A 19,010-nucleotide genomic window follows, 5' to 3' on the forward strand; every position below is an offset into this window, starting at 1 on the left:
CCGTTCGCTTTAGTCTGAACGCATGACGACGTTCGCCGACAAGTCCGCAGAGACCAGCAGCGCCGCCGACCTCATCGCACTCGACGAGCGCTGGAGCACGCACAACTACCACCCACTGCCTGTCGTGATCGCCGAGGCCGAGGGCGCATGGGTGACCGACGTGCACGGTGAGCGTTACCTCGACTTCCTGTCCGGGTACTCGGCCCTGAACTTCGGCCACCGCCACCCCGCCCTCGTCCAGGCCGCGATGGAGCAGCTCGGGCGGGTGACCCTGACCTCGCGGGCGTTCCACCACGACCAGTTGGGGCTGTTCTGCAAGGAACTGGCCGAGCTGACCGGCACCGAGATGGTGCTGCCCATGAACTCCGGTGCCGAGGCCGTCGAGTCGGCGATCAAGGTGGCGCGCAAGTGGGCCTACCGCGTCAAGGGCGTGCCCGAGAACCAGGCTCAGATCGTGGTCGCCGGGTCCAACTTCCACGGCCGCACCACCACCATCGTCTCCTTCTCCACCGACGACGAGGCGCGCGCGGACTTCGGCCCGTTCACGCCGGGCTTCGTCGTGGTGCCCTACGGCGACGCGGCGGCGCTGGCGCAGGCCGTCACCGAGAACACGGCCGCCGTGTTGCTGGAGCCGATCCAGGGCGAGGCCGGGGTCGTCGTGCCGCCGGACGGCTACCTCGCCGAGGCCCGCAGGCTGTGCGACGAGGCGGGCGCGCTGCTCATCGCCGACGAGATCCAGTCGGGAATGGCGCGCACCGGCACGATCTTCGCGCTGGACCACGAGCGCGTCACGGCCGACCTCTACACGCTGGGCAAGGCCCTGGGCGGCGGCATCCTCCCGGTCTCGGCGGTGGTGGGCCGCGCCGACGTCCTCGGGGTGCTGCGTCCGGGCGAGCACGGCTCGACCTTCGGCGGCAACCCGCTCGCGTGCGCGGTGGGCCGTGCCGTCGTTCGCCTGTTGTCCACGGGCGAGTTCCAGCAGCGTTCCACGGCGCTGGGCGCGCACCTGCACGAGCGGCTCGGCGCGCTGGTCGGCCACGGCGTGGCGGCGGTGCGGGGCCGGGGCCTGTGGGCGGGTGTCGACCTGGCGCCGGGCACGCTCACGGGTCGGCAGGCGTCGGAGGCGCTGATGAAGCGTGGCGTGCTGTGCAAGGAGACGCACGGACACACCCTGCGGCTCGCCCCGCCGCTGGTGATCGAGAAGTCCGAACTGGACCGCGGGGTGGACGCCCTGGCCGAGGTCGTCGCGCAGGGATGACCGGCGGCCCGCCTGGTGCCGCGTCCCTTCGGTTGACCGTCACGGCGACGGCGAGTGCGGCGATCGCGCTCATGCTCGGCCTCGCCGTGGCGGGACAACGGCGAGGCACCGCGTTCGACGCCGCTGTCGAAACCACCGTGGATCACGCGCTGGGCGGCTCGTGGTTCGCCCGGGTCCTGGTGGCTCCCACGGAGCCGTGGGCGGTGCTCGCCGTGCTGGTCACGGCTGCCGCCGCCCTCGGCGTGGCCCGTCGGCGCCCCGAGGTGGTCGTGCTCTGCCTCGTCGGCCCGGCCGTCGCGGTGGCGCTCAACACGTGGGTGCTGAAACCGGCGTTCGGCCGGTACTACGACGACCACCTCGCCTACCCGAGTGGCCACACGGTGAGCCTGGTCGCCGCTGTCACCGTCGTGGCGTTGTCGGTTCGCACCGTGCGGGCACGCGTGCTCACGGTCGCGGTCGGTGCGCTAGGCACCGTCGGCGCGGCCGTCGGTATGGCGGCCCTGGACTACCACTACGTCACCGACGTGGTCGGGGGCGCCGCCACCGCCGTCGCGATCGTCTCGGTGGTCGCGCTCGTCGTCAGGCCCCGGGCGCGGTCTGCGGCGACACGGCGTCGCGAGCCAGCGCCGTGAGCCTGCTGATCGCCCTCAGGTACTTCTTGCGGTAGCCGCCCGCGAGCATGTCCTCGTCGAACAACTCGGCGAGCGAGCCGCCGGAGACGAGCACCGGGATCGCCCGGTCGTACAGCCGGTCGGCGAAGGCCACGAGCCGCAACGCGATCGCCTGGTCGGCGGCGGGCCGCACGCCGCGCAGGTGCACGGCGGCCACCCCGTCGACCAGCCGCCCGTACCGCGACGGGTGCAGGCTCGCCAGGTGCGCGCAGAGGTCGTCGAAGTCGTCCAGCGTCGCACCGGGCCACGCCTCGGCCGACGCCACGAGGTCCGCGTCCCCGTGCGGCTCGGGCGGGTCGGCGAGCCCACGGTGCCGGTAGTCGGGACCGTCGACCCGCACGACGTCGAACGTCGCGGACAGCGACTGGATCTCACGCAGGAAGTCGTCGGCCGCGAACCGGCCCTCGCCGAGCTTGTCGGGCAGGGTGTTGGACGTCGCCGCGACGAACACTCCCGCCTCGGTGAGTTCCCGCAGCAGCCGGTTCACCAGCATCGTGTCGCCGGGGTCGTCCAGCTCGAACTCGTCGATGGCCAGCAGGCGGTGTCCCGAGAGCCGCCGCACGGCCTCCCCGAATCCGAGCGCGCCCACCACGTGCGTCAGCTCGACGAACGTCCCGTACGCCTTCGGGCCCGGCACCGCGTGCCAGAGGGAGGCGAGCAGGTGCGTCTTGCCGACCCCGAACCCGCCGTCGAGGTAGAGGCCGAGCCGGTCGGCCTGCTTGCGACCGCGCCCGAAGAGCGCGCGCCAACCGGTCGCCCCGCCCTTGCCCGCAGCGCCGACCCGCTCCGCGAACGCCGAGCACGCGCGCACGGCGTCGGCCTGGCTCGGCTCCGCCGGGTTGGGGACGTAGGTGGAGAACCGGACGCCGTCGAACCGGGGCGGGGGCACCAGCGTCGAGATCAGTTCGTCGGGGGCGATCTCGGGACGACGTGCGGTGAGCTGCTCGGTCGGCATACCGATCAGCGTATGTGGTGGCCCTGCGCTGCTCCCGGCGGTCGGCCCGTGTTGTGATGACCGTTGTGCACCGGCTACTGCCCACCGCTGATGGTCCCGCGTCGGAACCCGTGACCGACGCCGAACTCGAACGCCTCTACGACTACCCGCCCGAGCTGACCCGCCCGTGGGTGCAGGTCAACTTCGTGGCGTCGGCCGACGGTGCCGTCGCCGTGGCGGACCGGTCCGAGGGCCTGTCGCACCCGGCCGACAAGCGGGTCTTCGCGTTGGGCCGCGATCTCGCGGACGTGATCCTCGTCGGTGTGGGCACGGCGCAGGCGGAGGGCTACCGCGGCGTGCGGCCACGGGAGCTGCGGGTCGAACGACGTCGCCGGCTCGGCCTGAGCGACCTGCCGCCGCTGGCCGTGGTGACGGGGTCCTGCCGTCTCACGCCGGACGATCCGATCGTGACGGACACCAGGGTGCCGCCGCTCGTCGTCACCACGACGACGGCACCGCGGCAGCGGAAGCGTGACCTGGTCGCCGCCGGGGTGGACGTGATCGAGGCGGGTACCGAGGTCGTCGAACCCCACACCGTGCTCGCGGCGCTGGCCGAGCGTGGCCTGTACCGGGTGAACTGCGAGGGCGGCCCGCAGTTGTTCGCGGCGCTCGTGGCCGCCGACGCCGTCGACCAGCTCTGCCTGACGGTCGCGCCGCTGCTCGCGGGCGCCGGATCGGGTCGCATCGTCGCCGGGACGCCGAGCCCGGTCCCCCGGTCGTTGCGGCTCGACTCGGTGCTGCACGAGGACGGTTTCCTCATGTTGCGCTACCGCCGCGCTGCCGCACACTCGCGGTGAGACCCCACTCACGGGCGTCTCACCGGTGCCGTGTCAAGGTTTGACGAGGAATTCCGCCGCAGGAAGTGAGGGCCCGTTTCCGTGCCGCGCCGTGGTCGTGCTCGCCGACACCTCGTGGTGTCCACCCTGGTCGGTCTGCTGGTGGCGGGGTGCACCGCCGGTCCGTCGTCGCGTCCTGCCGTCCTGGAGGGGGACAGCGACCCCGCACCCGAGACGAGCACCGAGACCACACCCGACGTTCCCCTGCCCGACCTGAGCGAGCCCAGGAACCCGGCGCTGCGGTGGTCGGACTGTCCCCCCGAACTGCTGCGGGACCTCGACGGGACCGACCCGGCGCCGGAGGTGTCGTGCGCCCGGATCAGTCTCTCGCTCGACGCACCCGGCCTGCCCGGTCTCGGTCTGACCCGCATCGGGGTCAGCAAGGTCGGGACCGGGCGCATCCCACTCGTGGTCCTCAACGACGTCGGCGGCGAACCCGGCACGCGATACGCCGTGCAGCTCGCCCGGACGCTGCCCGACGAGGTGCTGGAGACGTTCTCGCTCATCGGCGTCGACCGCCGGGGCACGGGCACGTCCGACGCCCTGCGATGCATCCCGGAGCAGGAACGGGAGACGCTGCTGAGCCACGACCCGGCCACCTCGGTGGACCCGCTCCTCGACGCGGCCAGGACGGCGGGCCAGCAGTGCGCCATCGCGCTGGAGGACGTCCAGACCGCCTACGACAGTTGGCGCACCGCGGGCGACCTCGAAGAGCTCCGCATCCAACTCGGTGTCGACCACCTCAATGTGCTGGGACACGGTGACGGGTCCGTCCCCGCCGCCTACTACGCCGCCCGGTTCCCCGACCGCGCGGGCCGCATCGTGCTCGACGGCGTCCCCGACCCGTCGACCGACCCGACGGGGGTGCTGGGCGACGTGGCGGCGGGAGCGGAGGCGACCCTCGACGAGTTCACCGCCGACTGCGCTCGCCGGAACTGCCCGCTGGGGGACGACGCCCGCGCGGTGGTGACCGAGCTCGCGGACAACGCCCGGGCCACCCCGCTGCGAGCCGGTGAGCACCGGCTGAACTCGACCCTCGTCCGCAGGGCGGTGCTCGCCGGGCTGTCCCAGCCGGGCCGGTGGGTCGAGCTGGCCGATGCCGTCGACGCCGCCCGGAGCGGTGACGCCTCGCGGCTGGCGGCGTTCGTGACTCCCTGGCTCGACGACGACCCGAGCGGCGCGCCGAGAACGGACGGCGTGCTCGTCACCCGGTGCAACGACACCGCAAGCCGGCTGCCGCACGACCAGCTCCGGGAGGCCGCCCGCGCGCTGCGCTCCGACCATCCCGTGTTCGGGGCCGTGGTGGCACAGCCACTCGTGTGGTGCAGCCCGTGGCCGAGCCGCCAGGAGAACGTCCCCGATCTCGGCTCCCCCGAGGCGCCGCCCGTCCTCGTGCTCAGTACCGCCACCGACCCGCTGACGCCCGAGCGCGGCACCGTGCGGGCCGCCGAGCAGATTCCCAGCGCGGTGCGGGTGGCCTGGCAGGGCGCCGGGCACGGCGCGCTCGGCTCCCCGTGCGTGGGCCAGGAGGTCGCCGCCTTCCTGGTCGACGGAGACGTGCCGAGGGACGGCACGCTGTGCCCGGCGTGACCGCTCAGCGCACCTGCAGGGTGGCGACGACCGGTCGGTGGTCCGAGGCAGTCGTCACGGGCACGGCGGCGTCGAGGACCCGCACCGGACCGGCCACGGTCACGTAGTCGATGCGCTTCACCGGGTCGTCGGCAGGGAAGGTGAGGCCGCTGTCGGGCACTCGCCACGCGTCCCGCACGTGCGCGAACAGCGGTGCGAGCTCCGGTGCCGAGGGCTCGGCGTTGAAGTCACCGAGCAGCACCTGGGGCGCACTCTCCGGCTGCCGACCGAGGATGTGCAGGGTGTCCTCCACCTGACGCTGCCGCACCGACGGGTCGGGCCGGTAGTCGAGGTGCGTGCTGTAGACGTGCACGGGTCTGCCGTGGACGGACAGGACCACCTCGGCGAAGCCCGGCCCCGGCTCCGGCTCGGCGTCGGGGTCCACCGTGGACCACCGGGTGATGCGGTGGTTCGTGGTCGACAGAATCGGGTGGGCGCTCAGGATCGCCACGCCGTACCGGCGCCGTTCCTCGTGGCCGGGTTCCGGGTCGAGGTCGTAGATCGGCGCGAAGAACGCCGACATGCCCGTCAGCCGGGCGAGCTCGGCGACCTGGTCGGCGTAGGCGCTGCGGTCGGACCAGTGAACGTCGACCTCCTGCAACCCCACCACGTCGACGTCGGCCTGCCGGACGACCGCGGCGATGCGTTCGAGGTCGGCCCGGCCGTCGACGCCGATGCCGGTGTGGATGTTGTAGGTCATCACGCGGAGGACCCGGGCGGAGTCGGTGCTCGCAGCGGCCGGAGTGGTGAACGCGAGGACCATCAGCACGATCGTCAGAGCCGCGGCGACCGCCGAGCGACCCCGAACACGGACGGGAAACGGATGAACACGATGGGTATACATGTCTAGACCATAGAGCGGCCGACCGGCTCTTGACGGAACTGCGCACAGATGTTTCGCTGACGGTCGGTGAACCTTCTGTCGTTGCTCGCAGGCCTGACCAGGCACGACCCGCACGCCATCATCGCGATCGACGCCGATCCCGACCAGCCGCAGCATGTCAGCCGCGCCGAACTGTGGCGCCACACGCTGCAGCTACGCGCCGACCTCGCGACGGCCGGCGTCGGACGCGGTGACGGCGTGCTCGTTCTGCTGCCCGCCTCCTCGTCGGTGTTGGAATGGCACGTGGCGACCGCGTCCCTCGGCGCCCACGTCGTGTGCGCCGACGTCGACAGCTCCGCCGACACGCTCGGCGACGTGCTGCGCCGCGTGCGCCCCAAGGTCGTCGCGACGCCGCATCTCGGACCCGCGTCCACGACGCTGCACGAGGCCGTGCGGCACGGTGAAGTGCACGGAGGCGTCGTCCCCACCGTGGCGGTCGTGCCCGCCCCCGGCCGCACCCCACCGGTCGACCCGTCGCCGTACGACGTGGGCGCGGGCGCGTGGCTGCCCAGCCCGCCGACCGTCGGCATGCCGATGCCGGAGGTGCGCGGTGACGAGGTGGCGGTGGCCTTCCTCCCGGAGCTGGCGGCCCATCGCGAGTCGGCACTCACCCGGCACGCGCACGCCACGGCGGAGGCACTCGGCTTGGGCGAGGACGACGTCGTGCTGTGCACCACGCCCCCGTCGTCGCCGCTGTGGCTGTCGATCGCGCTCGCGGCCGTCTCCACCGGGGCGACCTGCCTGCTCGAAGCCCGCCCGACCCCGCGGACCGTCCTGGCGGACGTGGCCCGCTTCGGGGTGACCCACGTCGCCACGGACGCCGAGTGCGCCGCCGCGCTCGCGGCCCTGGCCGGAACGCGGGACACGCCGACGTGGCGCTGGCTGGGCGTCGCGGGTCGCGCCGACGCCCCCGAGGCGCACGCCGAGGCCGTGCGGCTCAGCGAGCAGGCGTTCGGCCTGCCCGCCACAGCCCTCTACACCGTGCCGGAACTGTGCCCGCCCGTCGCGTTGTGGCCGTCGGGGGCGCCGGAGCGCTCCCGCGGTCACGCGGGTGGCCGCCCGGTCGGCTCCGACGTCGAGTTCCGGATCGTGCACCCCGAGACGGGTGCCGCCCTGCCGTCGGGTGTCCTCGGCGAGATCCAGGTCCGGGGCACCGTGGTGCCGGACACGTGGCTCGACTCGCCGGACGCGTTCTCGACCCGCCGGACCGTCGACGGCTGGTTCTGCACCGGCGACTCGGGCAGCCTCGACGTCGAGGGAACGCTGCGCCACACCGGCCGCGTCGTCGCCGCGAGCAGGGACTGACCGACCCGGACCGCTGCTCGGCCGCGCCGTCGGTGTCGTCTACCGTGTTCGCCGTGCGGATGACGACGAAAGTGCTCGTGGGCCTGGTCGTCCTCGGCGCCCTCGCCGTCGTCGCCGTGCTGGTGCCGATTCCCGGCCCCGCGCAGGTCCGCCTCTGGGCCGAGAACCTCGGCGCGATGGGTGTCGTGGCGTTCTTCGGCGCCTACGCGGTGTGCACGGCGGCCCCCGTGCCCCGGACGGTGTTCAACCTCGCGGCGGGTCTGCTGTTCGGTGAGCTGGTGGGCGTCCCGGTGGCGCTCGCGGCGACAGTGCTGTCGGGGCTGCTCGGATTCGCTCTCGCCCGGCCCCTGGGCCGGGAGGTGGTGCTGCGACACCTGCACCGCAAGCCCGTGAGGGTCCTAGACGAACGGCTCTCCGGAGGCGGGGCGCTCGCCGTCGCCTCACTGCGGCTCATCCCGGTCGTCCCCTTCGCTCCGCTCAGCTACCTCTGCGGGGTGTCCACCCTGTCGACGAAGCCGTACCTCGTGGGCACGGCGATCGGCAGCGTGCCGGGCACGATCGCCGTGGTGGTGCTCGGCGACGCGCTCACCGGCACGACGCCACCCGCACTGATCGCCTGCTACGCCACGTTCGCCGTGCTCGGCGCGCTCGGCCTGCTGAGGGCGGTGCGCTCGGTCGAACCGACGGCGGGGAAAACCGTTGCGGCGACGGGGGATTTCGAGTCACGGCGGGGTGGTGACGGCGTCGACCCGCCCGGCGGTTGACGTCGACGGCGGGAGGGCGACCGCTACACTCATCGGAGTGCGGAGATCACATTTCTTCGCGCCCGCGCCCTGTCACCAGCACGGAACGTAGCCGAGGAGTAGTGCCATCAACACCGGTCAATTGATCGCAGGTCACTATCGCCTCGTCGAGCACATCGGGAGCGGTGCCATGGGCATCGTGTGGCGTGCGATCGACGAGCGCCTCGAACGCTCTGTGGCGGTGAAGCAGATCATCGCGCAGCCCGGCCTCTCCGACGCCGAGCGCGACACCATGCGACAGCGCGCCATGCGCGAAGCCCGCAACGCGGCGCGGTTCCAACACCCGAACGCCATCGTCGTCTTCGACATCGCCGAGCACGAAGGCGATCCCTGCCTGGTGATGGAGTACCTGCCCTCGCGGAGCCTCTCGGCGGTGCTGGTGGAGCACGAGACCCTGCCGGTGCCGGAAGTCGCGCGGATCGGCGAGCAGGTCGCTTCCGCGCTGATCGCCGCGCATCGCGCCGGCATCGTGCACCGGGACATCAAGCCGGGCAACATCCTCATCGACGACAACGGCGTCTGCAAGATCACCGACTTCGGGATCTCCCGGGCCACCGGCGACCTCACGCTCACACAGACCGGCCTCATCGGCGGCACCCCCGCCTACCTCGCTCCGGAGCTGGCGCGCGGCGCGGACCCGAAGCCGAGTTCGGACGTCTTCGCCCTCGGGGCCACGCTCTACCACGCGATCGAGGGGCTCCCGCCGTACGGCGACAACACCAACCAGCTCGCGCTCCTGTACGCGGCGGCCAGCGGCAAGATCAACCCGCCCAGACAGGCGGGACCGGCCACGGCGCTGTTGATGCAACTGCTCAACCCGGAGCCGGAAAACCGGCCGAGCATGACTGAGGCCCGCGACAAGCTGGCCAAGCTCGCTTCCGGGCAGGCCGGGGTCGCAGCGGCCGTCGCTCCTCCTACGCCGAAGGAGCAGACGCGGGAGATGACGGCCACGCCCGCGGACCCGGCGAGTCCGCCGCCGTGGCGCCGGGACGCCTCGCCGGAACCGCCGGCTCAGCCGGCCACCGCCATGGCCTCCAGCGCCCCTGAACCGTCGCCGGACGGCGGATCGCGGAAGAACCTCGTGTTCGGCGCGGTCGCCGTCGTCGTACTCGTCGTCGCGGCCGGACTCGTCATCGTGCTGACCAGCAACAACGGCGACGACAGCCAAGCCGGTGAGCACACGTCGCAGTCGCCGACGCCGACCAACAGCCAGGGCGCTCCCGCCCCGCCGAGCTCCGAGGCGGACATCACCGACTACCGCTCCGCGGGTCAGCTCCTCGTCCGCTACTTCTACGACAACGGCCAGGGGCCGGGCGACCACTGGGACTTCCTCACCCCGTACGCCCAGCAGACCTACTTCGGCAGCGAGGAGGAATACCGGGCGTACTGGGCCGACCACACGGTCAAGAACGTCCGGCGGGCGACCGCGGTCGAGGGCAACGCGAAGAACGCGGACGGCTCGCTCAACATGAAGGTCAACGTGGACTTCGGCAGCGGCCTGTCGCCCATCTTCCTGCGTGTGGTCGTGCTGAACGGCGAGCTGAAGATCGACGGCGATCCCCGTCCGGAGTCGAACCAGCAGCCCTGACCGTCGACCTGTGCCGACGGCCAGGTGTGACTTACCGTGGAACCATGGCCGAGAACCCGGGAGCCGAGCGCCATCCCCGCTTCGACGACGACCTCGTCGGACTCGACCCGGACGATCCCGACGCGCAGGCGTTCGCCGAGCACCTGGACCGCATGCAGCGGTGCGATCCGACGTTCACCGTCGAAGGCTCGCTGCGCGGGGTCGCCGACTTCGCCGAGGGCAGCAACCGCGCGGGCGGCCTTCGCTGGTGGGTCGCCGCGGCCGTGGTGTGCCTGATTCTCATCGGTGTCCTCGTCAGTGCCTGGGACATCGTCGTGGATCTCCTCGCCTGGCTTGCGAGGTAGCCTGGGAACCATGGAGTCCGGCACCCACACGACGCCGAAGGTTGTCAAGACCGAGCAGGAATGGCGCGCGCAACTGAGTCCCGAGGAGTACGCGGTCCTGCGGCAGGCCGCCACCGAACGCCCGTTCACCGGCGAGTACAACGACACCAAGACGGAAGGCGTGTACGAGTGCCGGGCGTGCGGGGCCGAGCTGTTCCGCAGTGACACGAAGTTCGAGAGCCACTGCGGATGGCCGTCGTTCTACGACCCGGCCGACTCCGACGCCGTGGTGCTCCGCGAGGACCGCTCGCTCGGGATGGTGCGCACGGAGGTGCTGTGCGCGTCGTGCCACAGCCACCTCGGCCACGTCTTCGAGGGTGAGGGTTACGGCACCCCCACCGACCAGCGCTACTGCATCAACTCGATCGCCCTGCGGCTGGTCAGCACCGAGAAGTGAACGCGAACCGCGCCCGATCACGACGGTCGGGCGCGGTTCGACGCACTCAGGGCAGGTTGAGCACCAGCTCGTTGGGCTGCACGCGCGTGCCGGTGTAGAACGGCGTCTCCACCCGCACGTGCCTGCGCGCGTCGGTGGCCCGCAGGTGGCGCATCAGGTCGAGGATGCGGTGCAGTTCGTCCGCCTCGAACGCCAGGATCCACTCGTAGTCACCGAGGGCGAAGGAGGCGACCGTGTTCGCCCGGACGTCCGGGTAGTCGCGCGCTTCCTTGCCGTGCTCGGCAAGCATCCTGCGCCGTTCGGCGTCCGGGAGCAGGTACCACTCGTAGGACCGGACGAACGGGTAGACGCAGATGTACTTGCGCGGTTCCTCGCCCGCGAGGAACGCGGGAATGTGGCTCTTGTTGAACTCGGCGGGGCGGTGGAGGGCGAACTGGCTCCACACCGGCGTCGACGCGCGACCCAGCGGCGTGCGGCGGAAGCCGGTGTAGGCCGCCTGGACCTGCTCGGCCTCCTCGGCGTGCCACCAGATCATGTAGTCGGCATCGGCCCGCAGCCCGGAGAGATCGTAGACGCCGCGCACGACCACGCCCTTGCCCTCCAGGGCGTCGAGGTAGTCGGTGGTCTCCGCGGCCGCCTGGCCCCGGTCGTCACCGAGCCTGCCCGGCTCGACCCGGAACACGGACCACGCCGTGTAACGGATGGTGTTGTTCAGTTCGTCGTAGTTCAACCGCGCCATGGGTCTATCGTCCCACCACTCGCAGCGCCGCGGCTGTTCCGGTGGCCACACATGCGGGCACGCCCACACCGTGCAGTGCGGCACCCGCGACGGCCAGCCCGTCGAGCCGGGCCACCGCCCGTTCGATGCGGGCGACCCGGTCGAGATGCCCGACCCCGTACTGCGGCAGTCCCCCGCCCCAGCGCTGGACGTGACTGTCGACGGGCTCCGCCGTCACCCCGGTCAAGTCCGCCAGGTCGGACCGCACGCGCGCGATCAGTTCGTCGTCGCCGACCTGCAGCGACCGGGCCTCGCCGAACCGGCCGACGGACCCGCGGATCAGCACGGGATCGCCGGGGCCGGAGTGGTGGGACCATTTCCGGGCCGAGAAGGTGAACGCTTTCGCCGTGAACGGTCGTCCGTCCGACCGACGCTCCCGCTCGCCGATGAGCACGCCGGAGGACGAGGGAAGCTCCGTCCCGGCGGGGAGCGCGAGCGCGACCACCGCCATCGAGGCCAGCTCCATCTCGGCGTACGCGGCGGCGGCGTCGGGGGCGACGTCCGCCAGCAACCGACTCGCGGCGGGTGGAGGCACGGCGAGCACCACGGCGTCGGCCTCCAGCTCGGCGTCGGCGGGCGCGTGTGCCGGTGCCGCCGCGCCGAGGCGGAGCCGCCACCCGCCATCAGGGCGTCGGTGCAATTCCCGCACGGGCTCTCCGAGCCGGAAGTCCGCCTCGCTGCCCTTCGCGAGCCGGTCGACGAGGTCGCCGAGCCCACCGCGGAGCGTGGCGAAGACGGGAGCGGTGCTCGGTCGCTTCGGCAGCGTGGCCGCCACTGCCTCCGTCAGCGACGTCGCTCCGCCGTCGAGAGCCGCCGCGACGGCGGGCACCGTGGCACGCAACCCGAGGCCGTCGGCACCGCCCGCGTAAACGCCACCGAGCAGCGGGTCCACCAGACGTTCGACGACCTCGTCGCCGAATCGCTCACGCAGCAGCGCACCCAGCGAGACGTCGTGTGCGGGCAACACCAGTGGCGTCGCGGCGCGCTCCGCCGCCACGGCACGCACCCCGTCGTCCGACAGCACGCCGGCCACCGACTCGGCCGACGCCGGAATGCCCATCATCGTGCCCTTGGGCAGCGATGCCGTCCGGCCGAGCGCCCGCACCGAACCGGAGGCGGTGGTGGGGTGCACCAGCTCGTCGCCGAGCCCCGCCTCCCGCATCAACGCCACCGCTTCCGGACGTCGCGCGAGCACGGCCTCGGCGCCCACGTCGAACGGTCGACCGGCCAGCTCGACCGTGCGCACCTTCCCGCCGAGGACGGACGCGGAATCGCAGACCGTGATCCGCGCCCGCGGCCCGAGTTCGCCACGCAGCCGATAGGCGGCCGTCAGACCCGCGATGCCCGCGCCGACCACGACGACGTCGCGGACCTCGCGGATCGACAGTGGCCGAGCCGTGTCCGAGTCCACCTCGCCTCCCGTCACAGGCTGTGCACCAGCTCCACGACGCGGGTCAGCACCGACGGATCGGTGTCGGGCAGGACGCCGTGGCCGAGGTTGAAGATGTGTCCGCCCGCGGCGCGTCCCTCGTCGACGATCCGACGCACCTCGGCCTCGACGACCGGCCAGGACGCGCTCAGCAGCGCGGGGTCGAGGTTGCCCTGCACCACCGGAGCGGGCCGGCCGCTCACGGTGAGCCGCCGCGCGGCCTCGTCGAGCGGGATCCGCCAGTCGACGCCCACGACGTCGGCGCCGGCCTCGCGCATGGACGGGAGCAACTCGCCCGTGCCCACGCCGAAGTGGATGCGCGGGACTCCGTAGTCGGCCACGCCGTCCAGCACCGCCGCGGAGTGCGGCAGGACGAAGGTGCGGTAGTCCCGCACCGACAACGCCCCGGCCCACGAGTCGAAGAGCTGCACCGCGTCGACACCCGCGTCCAACTGGGCGCGGAGGAAGGTCAGCGTGATGCGCGCCAACGCGCCCGCGAGGGCGTGCCACACCTCGGGCTCGCTGTGCATCAGCGCCTTGGTGCGCTCGTGGTTCTTGCTGGGCCCGCCCTCGATGAGGTACGAGGCCAACGTGAACGGAGCACCGGCGAACCCGATGAGCGGCGTGCCGCCCAACTGCTCGGTCAACAGCTTCACACCGTCGGTGATCGGCCGCACCTGCTCCGGGTCCAGCTCGGGCAGCGCCGCCACGTCGGCGCGCGACCGCACCGGGTTCGCGACCACCGGCCCGGTCCCGGCGACGATGTCGATGTCGACGCCCGCGGCCTTCAACGGCACCACGATGTCGCTGAACAGGATCGCGGCGTCCACCCCGTGCCTGCGCACCGGCTGGATCGTGATCTCGGCCAGCATCTCGGGGTTGAAGCACGCCTCGAGCATCGGGACGCCTTCACGGAGTCGCCGGTACTCCGGCAACGACCGTCCCGCCTGACGCATGAACCACACGGGGACGTGCGCGGGTGTTCCGCCCCGCGCGGCGACGAGAAACGGCGCGTCGGGAAGGTTGCGACGTGCCGACGCAGGAGTAGTTGTCATCGCCAACAATCGTGCCATGACGTCGGGACGGCCCGATCCCCGGCGCGCCTGTGCCCGCACTCGCGGCACCCCGTCCTACAGTCGAGTGGTGACCGCGATGACTGAGGCACCCGACGAGTTCCAAGCCGCCGTTGCCTCGTTGCGCTCCGTGCCCCCCCGGCCGGAGGTGACGCTGGAGCCGATCAAGGCCCCGCGCCGCCTGGCACCGTGGGCGTTCGCTCTCGCGGCGGAGGTCACCGGCCCCGAGGACGTCCCCGCGTCCGGACGGCTGGTGCTCCTGCACGACCCGCAGGGCCAGGACGGCTGGCATGGCACGTTCCGGCTCGTCGTCTTCGTGCGAGCGGAACTCGACGCCGAGCTGGCCACGGACCCGTTCCTGCCCGACGTGGGCTGGGCGTGGCTCACCGACGCGCTCGACGCCACGGGAGCGACGTGGACGGCTCTGCGCGGCACGGTCACCGAGACGTCGTCGGCCCGATTCGGCGACATCGCGGGACCGGTCCGCACCGACGACATCGAGCTGCGGGCGTCGTGGACCCCGACGACCACCGACCTCCGTCCCCACGGTGAGGCGTTCTCCATGGCGCTGTCGCACTACGCGGGTCTGCCGCCCGTGGGCGTGAGCGTGTTCGGGCAGCGCCGCACCGACTGACCGCCCTCACCCCGTCGAACGGCCGCCGCAGTCGCATCGCCGGGCTCGACACCGCATAATTCTTTTCGTTCGCAACTCTCCCCTGACGTAAAGGCGAGGACGGTGTGCACTTTCGGACGCGGTTTCGACCGTACGAATTCGACGAACCCGTCGTCACGCGCGGTCCAGACCACCTCGCGAGGCACTGGAAAGACCTGCAAAGTGCCTCTGCACAGGGCGGATGCACGGGCATCCGGAGCGTGAGAACCCACTTACATCGTCGACCCTGAGCTATGCGTTAACCACAATCCGTACAAGAACCCGAATGCGCTATAGCTGGAGCGGTGAGTCATTACCCGATAGGGACAGATCAGTGGTGAATGCCCCCACTGACCCACCTGGGCGGCTAGAGTGCTTTCGACGACACCACTTTCGGTCTAAGGCTGGCGCGGCTGATCGGCCGAAAGTCCCGGTGCCGGTCGGGGGGCACGACCGACTCCAGGGAGGTAGTGACGTGGCTGCCGTCGGCTTTACTCAGGCCGTCCGATCCACGCCAGCCGGCTCATTGCCGGCGAGCATGGTCCCGCACCCGCGGGAGGAACTGTTTTCTGTGCTGGTGGTCGACGACCACCCGCTGTTGAGGGAGGCGATCGCCGCACGACTTGCGCAGATGGGCGCCGGCACGGTCCACGAGGCCGCGACCGTCGCCGAGGCGAGAGCGAGGGCGGCCGCGACTGGGCCGTGCGACCTCGCGATCCTCGACCTCGGGCTGCCGGATGGCAGCGGTATCGAACTCGTCACGGAGCTCCGCAGCAGCGGTTGGCTCCGGGTCGTGGTCCTCGCGTCGTCCGACGACCCGTACGCCGTGCGTTCGGCGTTCCAGGCGGGCGCGCAGGCGTATCTGCTGAAGTCCGCGTCGCCGGTGGTGGTCACCGACGGCGTACGGCGGGTGCTGGAGGGAGGCGTCTACGCCGACCCCAGCGTCGCACCCGTCCTGGCCACCGGTACTCGGGTGGCGGGCACCGACAACACGCCGCGTGAGCTTTCCGCTCGCGAGGTCGAGGTGCTCCAGCTCGTGGCCGACGGCCAGTCCAACAAGGAAATCGGTGAAGAGCTCAGTCTGTCCGCGTTGACGGTGAAGTCCCACCTCTCGCGGATCGGGCGCAAGCTCGGCACCGGCGACCGGGCGCAGATGGTCGCGTTGGCCATGCGCGCGGGCGTGATCCGCTGACACACTGCAGCCCTACGGGGCGGGCGACCAGGCGCGGTAGGCCCGTCCCGTAGGGTTCACCAACGTGAACAACGCAGATCCACGCTCCGGCCCGCCGGAGGACTCTGCACCCTTCTTGCTGACCGAACCGGCCGGCGGAACTCCCGACGTGATCGCCGACCCGGACAGCCTGCGCGAGGCGTGTGCGCAGCTCGCCGCGGGCACCGGCGCGCTCGCCGTGGACACCGAACGCGCCTCCGGTTATCGCTACTGGCCGAGGGCGTACCTCGTGCAGATCAGACGCGAGGGTGCCGGCACGTTCCTCGTCGACCCGATCCCACTGCGCGACCACCTCGCGCCGCTCGCCGAGGTGATGAACGACGTCGAGTGGGTGCTGCACGCGGCCTCGCAAGACTTGCCGTGCCTCGCCGAACTGGGCCTCCACCCGCCGTCGTTGTTCGACACCGAACTCGCGGGCAGGCTCGCGGGTCACCAGCGAGTGGCCCTGGGCACGCTCGTGGAGGAACTGCTGGGATACCGGCTGGAGAAGGGCCACAGCGCGGCCGACTGGTCGCGACGCCCGCTGCCGGTCGACTGGCTGAACTACGCCGCACTCGACGTCGAACTGCTCGTGCCACTGCGCGCGAAGCTGGAGGCCGAGCTGGAGGCGGCGGGCAAACTCGACTGGGCTCGACAGGAGTTCGACGCCGTCCGCACGGCGCCGCCACCCCGCCCCCGCGCCGAACCGTGGCGTCGCACGTCCGGCATCCACAAGATCCGCACCGCACGCGGACTCGCCGCGGTGCGCGCGCTGTGGGAGGCCCGCGACGAGCTGGCACGCAAGCGCGACCGGGCCCCGGGACGCATCCTGCCGGACAGCGCCATCATCAACGCCGTGCTCGCGGACCCGCGGTCCGTGGCCGATCTCCTTCAGCTCCCGGTGTTCGGGGGCCGCGTGCAGCGCAGGCAGGCCAACCGCTGGCTGCGGCAGCTCCACCACGCCCGGACGCTGCCCGCCTCCGAGCTCCCCAGCGTGGCCGTCGCGCACGACGGTCCACCCCCGGCGAACCGGTGGGCCGACAAGGACCCCGACGCGGCGGCTCGCCTGGCTGCCGCGAGGACGGCGCTGGCCGACATCGCGGAGCGGCATCGGCTCCCGGTGGAGAACCTGCTGCTCCCGGACTTGCTGCGTCGCACCTGTTGGCGACCGCCCGCGGACCTGTCACCGGAGTCCGTCGCAGCGGCACTCGCCGACGGTGGCGCAAGGCCGTGGCAGGTGGAGTTGACCGCCGAGGCCCTCAGCACCGCACTGCGGGCACGGGCCTGACGTCACGCCGCCGGCAACCTCACGGTGACGGCAAGGCCGCCGCCGGGTACCGGTTCGGCCTCCACCGAGCCACCGTGTGCCCGGACCGCCGCCTGGACGATCGAGAGCCCGAGGCCCGCTCCGGTGCGCGCGGTACGGGCCACCCCGGCCCGCCGGAAGGGTTCGAACAACCCGGCCACGGTGTCGTCGGCGATCACCCCACCGGACGATCGCACGGCGAGCTCCACCCACTGGCCGTCGCCCTCGCGGGTGGTCACCTCCAGCCAGCCGTTCTCGACGTTGTGCGTGACCGCGTTCTCGATCAGGTTCCCCGCGATGCGTTCCAGCAGCGCCGGATCGCCCGTCGTGGTCGCCTCACCGAGCTCGAACCGCGCCGACACGCCCTTCTCCTCGGCAGCGGCACGAACCGCACGCCAGGCACTGTCCACGGCCTCGGAGAGACGGACCCGCTCGACCACCGCCAGTTCGGCTCCGTCAGTGCGGGCAAGGAGCAGCAGGGCGTTCACCAGGCGTTCCGCCCGCTCGGTCGCGTCCCGCACCACACCGGCCATGCGGCGCAGCTCCGCCTCGTCCGCCTGCTCGTCGGAGAGCGTGACGTCCAGCTCCGTCCGGATCACCGCGAGCGGGGTCCGCAGCTCGTGGCTGGCGTTGGCCACGAAGTGGCGTTGCGCGTCGAATGCCGCCTGGAGCCGGTCGAGCATCGCGTCGAAGGTACGGGCGAGTTCGGCGAGTTCGTCCCGCGTCCGGACGTCACCGATGCGCTCCCCCATCGACTCGACCGACAACCGGCGCGCGGTGTCCGTGATCTCCCGCAGCGGTCGCAGCACGTGGGAGGTCAGCGTCCACGCGAGAATCGCCGCGGCCGTCACCACGAAGCCGAACGCGCTCAACCCGGCCACGACCACTCGCTGCCGAGCCTGCTCCTGCAGGTGCTCGGAGAGCACGGACGCCTCCACGTCCACGCCGTCCACCTGCACGAGCGTGCCGGGCGGGAGCTGCGGCACCGCCGCGACCGAGTCCCCGACGAGCCGCCACGCCAGCCACAACAGGAGCACGCTCACGACGGCGACGAGCGAGGTGGCCAGCAGGGTGACGCGAGCGCGGAGGGTGCGCGCGGGGAGGGTGGTGCGGCGGATCACCGATCCAGCGAAGCAGAGTCGGCTGCGGTGCCCGCACCGGGCACCCGGTAACCCGACCCCACCACGGTCTCGATGATCCCGGGCTCACCGAGCTTCTTGCGCAACGTCATCACCGTCACCCGCACCGTGGTGGTGAAGGGGTCGGCGTTCTCGTCCCAGACGCGTTCCAACAGCTCCTCGCTGCTGACCACGGCGCCCTTGGCGGAGAGCAGGACCTCCAGGACCCCGAACTCCTTGCGCGTGAGTTCCACCGGCCGCCCCGCGCGGAGCACGGTGCGCTTGGCCGGGTCGAGCTCCACGTCGTCGGCCACGAGCACCGGCGGTGTGGCGGGCGTCGCCCTACGACCGAGCGCGCGGACCCGGGCGACGAGCTCCGGGAAGGCGAAGGGCTTGGACAGGTAGTCGTCGGCGCCGAGGGACAGGCCCTCGACGCGGTCGGACACCGATCCGCTGGCCGTGAGCATGAGCACGCGGGTCAGTTCTCCCGACGTGACGATCTCGCGGCACAACTCGTCACCCGACATCCCGGGCAGGTCACGATCGAGCACCACGACGTCGTACCGGGTGACGGTGGCCTTCTCGTGGCCCTCGTCCCCGGTGAACGCGACGTCGACCGCCATCCCTTCGCGCCGCAGGCCGCGGGCCACCGCCTCGGCCAACGGCGCCTCGTCCTCTACAACCAAAACGCGCACGT

The 19,010-nt window shown here is 72.0% G+C and carries 19 protein-coding genes; 12 read left to right on the top strand and 7 right to left on the bottom strand.

Going from position 1 to position 19,010, the window contains the following annotated elements; all coding sequences use genetic code 11:
• Window positions 1-22 precede the first annotated feature (22 nt).
• Window positions 23-1,258: an ornithine--oxo-acid transaminase gene (gene rocD, locus JAV51_RS03660; protein WP_197319175.1), complete on the top strand. Its 1,236-nt coding sequence runs from the start codon at window positions 23-25 to the stop codon at window positions 1,256-1,258.
• Window positions 1,255-1,890: a phosphatase PAP2 family protein gene (locus JAV51_RS03665; RefSeq protein WP_197319176.1), complete on the top strand. Its 636-nt coding sequence runs from the start codon at window positions 1,255-1,257 to the stop codon at window positions 1,888-1,890. Before rocD ends, JAV51_RS03665 begins: the two co-directional genes overlap by 4 nt.
• On the opposite strand, the gene zapE is transcribed toward JAV51_RS03665, so the two are convergent.
• The gene (gene zapE / locus JAV51_RS03670) at window positions 1,838-2,884 is read right to left on the bottom strand and encodes a cell division protein ZapE (protein WP_197319177.1); all 1,047 of its coding nucleotides are present in this window, start codon (window positions 2,882-2,884) and stop codon (window positions 1,838-1,840) included. The two genes, JAV51_RS03665 and zapE, sit on opposite strands and share 53 nt — an antisense overlap.
• 56 nt (window positions 2,885-2,940) lie before the next feature.
• Between zapE and JAV51_RS03675 the strand changes: the two genes are divergently transcribed.
• Together JAV51_RS03675 and JAV51_RS03680 are read left to right on the top strand one after the other, a co-directional pair.
• Window positions 2,941-3,720 carry a pyrimidine reductase family protein gene (locus JAV51_RS03675; RefSeq protein WP_197319178.1) on the top strand — a complete coding sequence of 260 codons (780 nt, stop codon included), beginning with the start codon at window positions 2,941-2,943 and terminating at the stop codon, window positions 3,718-3,720.
• Between the two features lie 81 nt (window positions 3,721-3,801).
• Entirely contained in the window at window positions 3,802-5,349 is a 1,548-nt protein-coding gene (locus JAV51_RS03680; protein WP_197319179.1) for an alpha/beta hydrolase, read from the top strand.
• A gap of 4 nt (window positions 5,350-5,353) precedes the next feature.
• On the opposite strand, the gene JAV51_RS03685 is transcribed toward JAV51_RS03680, so the two are convergent.
• Window positions 5,354-6,232, bottom strand: a complete 879-nt coding sequence (locus JAV51_RS03685) for an endonuclease/exonuclease/phosphatase family protein (protein WP_197319180.1) — start codon at window positions 6,230-6,232, stop codon at window positions 5,354-5,356.
• Window positions 6,233-6,298: 66 nt separating this feature from the next.
• On the opposite strand from JAV51_RS03685, the gene JAV51_RS03690 reads away from it, so the two are divergent.
• The 5 genes from JAV51_RS03690 (at window position 6,299) to msrB (ending at window position 10,747) form a co-directional block, all read left to right on the top strand.
• Entirely contained in the window at window positions 6,299-7,576 is a 1,278-nt protein-coding gene (locus JAV51_RS03690; protein ID WP_197319181.1) for an AMP-binding protein, read from the top strand.
• A gap of 59 nt (window positions 7,577-7,635) precedes the next feature.
• Window positions 7,636-8,340 (top strand): TVP38/TMEM64 family protein, encoded by a 705-nt coding sequence (locus tag JAV51_RS03695; RefSeq protein ID WP_197319338.1) that lies wholly within the window; start codon window positions 7,636-7,638, stop codon window positions 8,338-8,340.
• A gap of 169 nt (window positions 8,341-8,509) precedes the next feature.
• Entirely contained in the window at window positions 8,510-9,967 is a 1,458-nt protein-coding gene (locus JAV51_RS03700; RefSeq protein ID WP_231641182.1) for a serine/threonine-protein kinase, read from the top strand.
• A gap of 44 nt (window positions 9,968-10,011) precedes the next feature.
• The gene (locus tag JAV51_RS03705; protein WP_197319183.1) at window positions 10,012-10,311 is read left to right on the top strand and encodes a hypothetical protein; all 300 of its coding nucleotides are present in this window, start codon (window positions 10,012-10,014) and stop codon (window positions 10,309-10,311) included.
• 10 nt (window positions 10,312-10,321) lie between these two features.
• Entirely contained in the window at window positions 10,322-10,747 is a 426-nt protein-coding gene (gene msrB, locus JAV51_RS03710) for a peptide-methionine (R)-S-oxide reductase MsrB (RefSeq protein ID WP_197319184.1), read from the top strand.
• 46 nt (window positions 10,748-10,793) lie between these two features.
• On the opposite strand, the gene hemQ is transcribed toward msrB, so the two are convergent.
• Genes hemQ through hemE form a run of 3 tightly spaced genes read right to left on the bottom strand, consistent with a single transcriptional unit; the run spans window position 10,794 to window position 14,027 of the window.
• Entirely contained in the window at window positions 10,794-11,486 is a 693-nt protein-coding gene (hemQ, locus tag JAV51_RS03715; RefSeq protein ID WP_197319185.1) for a hydrogen peroxide-dependent heme synthase, read from the bottom strand.
• 4 nt (window positions 11,487-11,490) lie between these two features.
• Window positions 11,491-12,936: a protoporphyrinogen oxidase gene (gene hemG / locus JAV51_RS03720; RefSeq protein WP_307845725.1), complete on the bottom strand. Its 1,446-nt coding sequence runs from the start codon at window positions 12,934-12,936 to the stop codon at window positions 11,491-11,493.
• Between the two features lie 11 nt (window positions 12,937-12,947).
• Window positions 12,948-14,027: a uroporphyrinogen decarboxylase gene (gene hemE / locus JAV51_RS03725; RefSeq protein WP_197319340.1), complete on the bottom strand. Its 1,080-nt coding sequence runs from the start codon at window positions 14,025-14,027 to the stop codon at window positions 12,948-12,950.
• Between the two features lie 79 nt (window positions 14,028-14,106).
• On the opposite strand from hemE, the gene JAV51_RS03730 reads away from it, so the two are divergent.
• From JAV51_RS03730 to JAV51_RS03740, 3 genes are all read left to right on the top strand, one after another.
• Complete coding sequence (locus JAV51_RS03730) at window positions 14,107-14,661, top strand: DUF3000 domain-containing protein (protein WP_197319341.1); 555 nt, start codon at window positions 14,107-14,109, stop codon at window positions 14,659-14,661.
• A gap of 493 nt (window positions 14,662-15,154) precedes the next feature.
• Window positions 15,155-15,871: a response regulator transcription factor gene (locus JAV51_RS03735; RefSeq protein ID WP_005439383.1), complete on the top strand. Its 717-nt coding sequence runs from the start codon at window positions 15,155-15,157 to the stop codon at window positions 15,869-15,871.
• Between the two features lie 64 nt (window positions 15,872-15,935).
• Window positions 15,936-17,177: a ribonuclease D gene (locus JAV51_RS03740; RefSeq protein ID WP_197319186.1), complete on the top strand. Its 1,242-nt coding sequence runs from the start codon at window positions 15,936-15,938 to the stop codon at window positions 17,175-17,177.
• A 2-nt stretch (window positions 17,178-17,179) separates the two neighbouring features.
• On the opposite strand, the gene JAV51_RS03745 is transcribed toward JAV51_RS03740, so the two are convergent.
• Complete coding sequence (locus tag JAV51_RS03745; RefSeq protein ID WP_197319187.1) at window positions 17,180-18,316, bottom strand: cell wall metabolism sensor histidine kinase WalK; 1,137 nt, start codon at window positions 18,314-18,316, stop codon at window positions 17,180-17,182.
• Complete coding sequence (locus JAV51_RS03750) at window positions 18,313-19,008, bottom strand: response regulator transcription factor (protein ID WP_197319188.1); 696 nt, start codon at window positions 19,006-19,008, stop codon at window positions 18,313-18,315. Before JAV51_RS03750 ends, JAV51_RS03745 begins: the two co-directional genes overlap by 4 nt.
• Between the last annotated feature and the right edge of the window lie 2 nt (window positions 19,009-19,010).

The sequence above is a fragment of the Saccharomonospora sp. NB11 genome, assembly GCF_015910535.1.
Lineage (GTDB): Bacteria > Actinomycetota > Actinomycetes > Mycobacteriales > Pseudonocardiaceae > Saccharomonospora.

Bases quoted from the DNA above. Each gene is read 5' to 3' on its own strand.
- JAV51_RS03685 (WP_197319180.1), bottom strand. From the start codon at position 6,232: ATGTATACCCATCGTGTTCATCCGTTTCCCGTCCGTGTTCGGGGTCGC.
- hemQ (WP_197319185.1), bottom strand. From the start codon at position 11,486: ATGGCGCGGTTGAACTACGACGAACTGAACAACACCATCCGTTACACG.
- JAV51_RS03665 (WP_197319176.1), top strand. From the start codon at position 1,255: ATGACCGGCGGCCCGCCTGGTGCCGCGTCCCTTCGGTTGACCGTCACG.
- rocD (WP_197319175.1), top strand. From the start codon at position 23: ATGACGACGTTCGCCGACAAGTCCGCAGAGACCAGCAGCGCCGCCGAC.
- JAV51_RS03695 (WP_197319338.1), top strand. From the start codon at position 7,636: ATGACGACGAAAGTGCTCGTGGGCCTGGTCGTCCTCGGCGCCCTCGCC.
- hemE (WP_197319340.1), bottom strand. From the start codon at position 14,027: ATGGCACGATTGTTGGCGATGACAACTACTCCTGCGTCGGCACGTCGC.
- JAV51_RS03700 (WP_231641182.1), top strand. From the start codon at position 8,510: ATGGGCATCGTGTGGCGTGCGATCGACGAGCGCCTCGAACGCTCTGTG.
- JAV51_RS03730 (WP_197319341.1), top strand. From the start codon at position 14,107: ATGACTGAGGCACCCGACGAGTTCCAAGCCGCCGTTGCCTCGTTGCGC.
- msrB (WP_197319184.1), top strand. From the start codon at position 10,322: ATGGAGTCCGGCACCCACACGACGCCGAAGGTTGTCAAGACCGAGCAG.
- zapE (WP_197319177.1), bottom strand. From the start codon at position 2,884: ATGCCGACCGAGCAGCTCACCGCACGTCGTCCCGAGATCGCCCCCGAC.
- JAV51_RS03705 (WP_197319183.1), top strand. From the start codon at position 10,012: ATGGCCGAGAACCCGGGAGCCGAGCGCCATCCCCGCTTCGACGACGAC.
- JAV51_RS03675 (WP_197319178.1), top strand. From the start codon at position 2,941: ATGACCGTTGTGCACCGGCTACTGCCCACCGCTGATGGTCCCGCGTCG.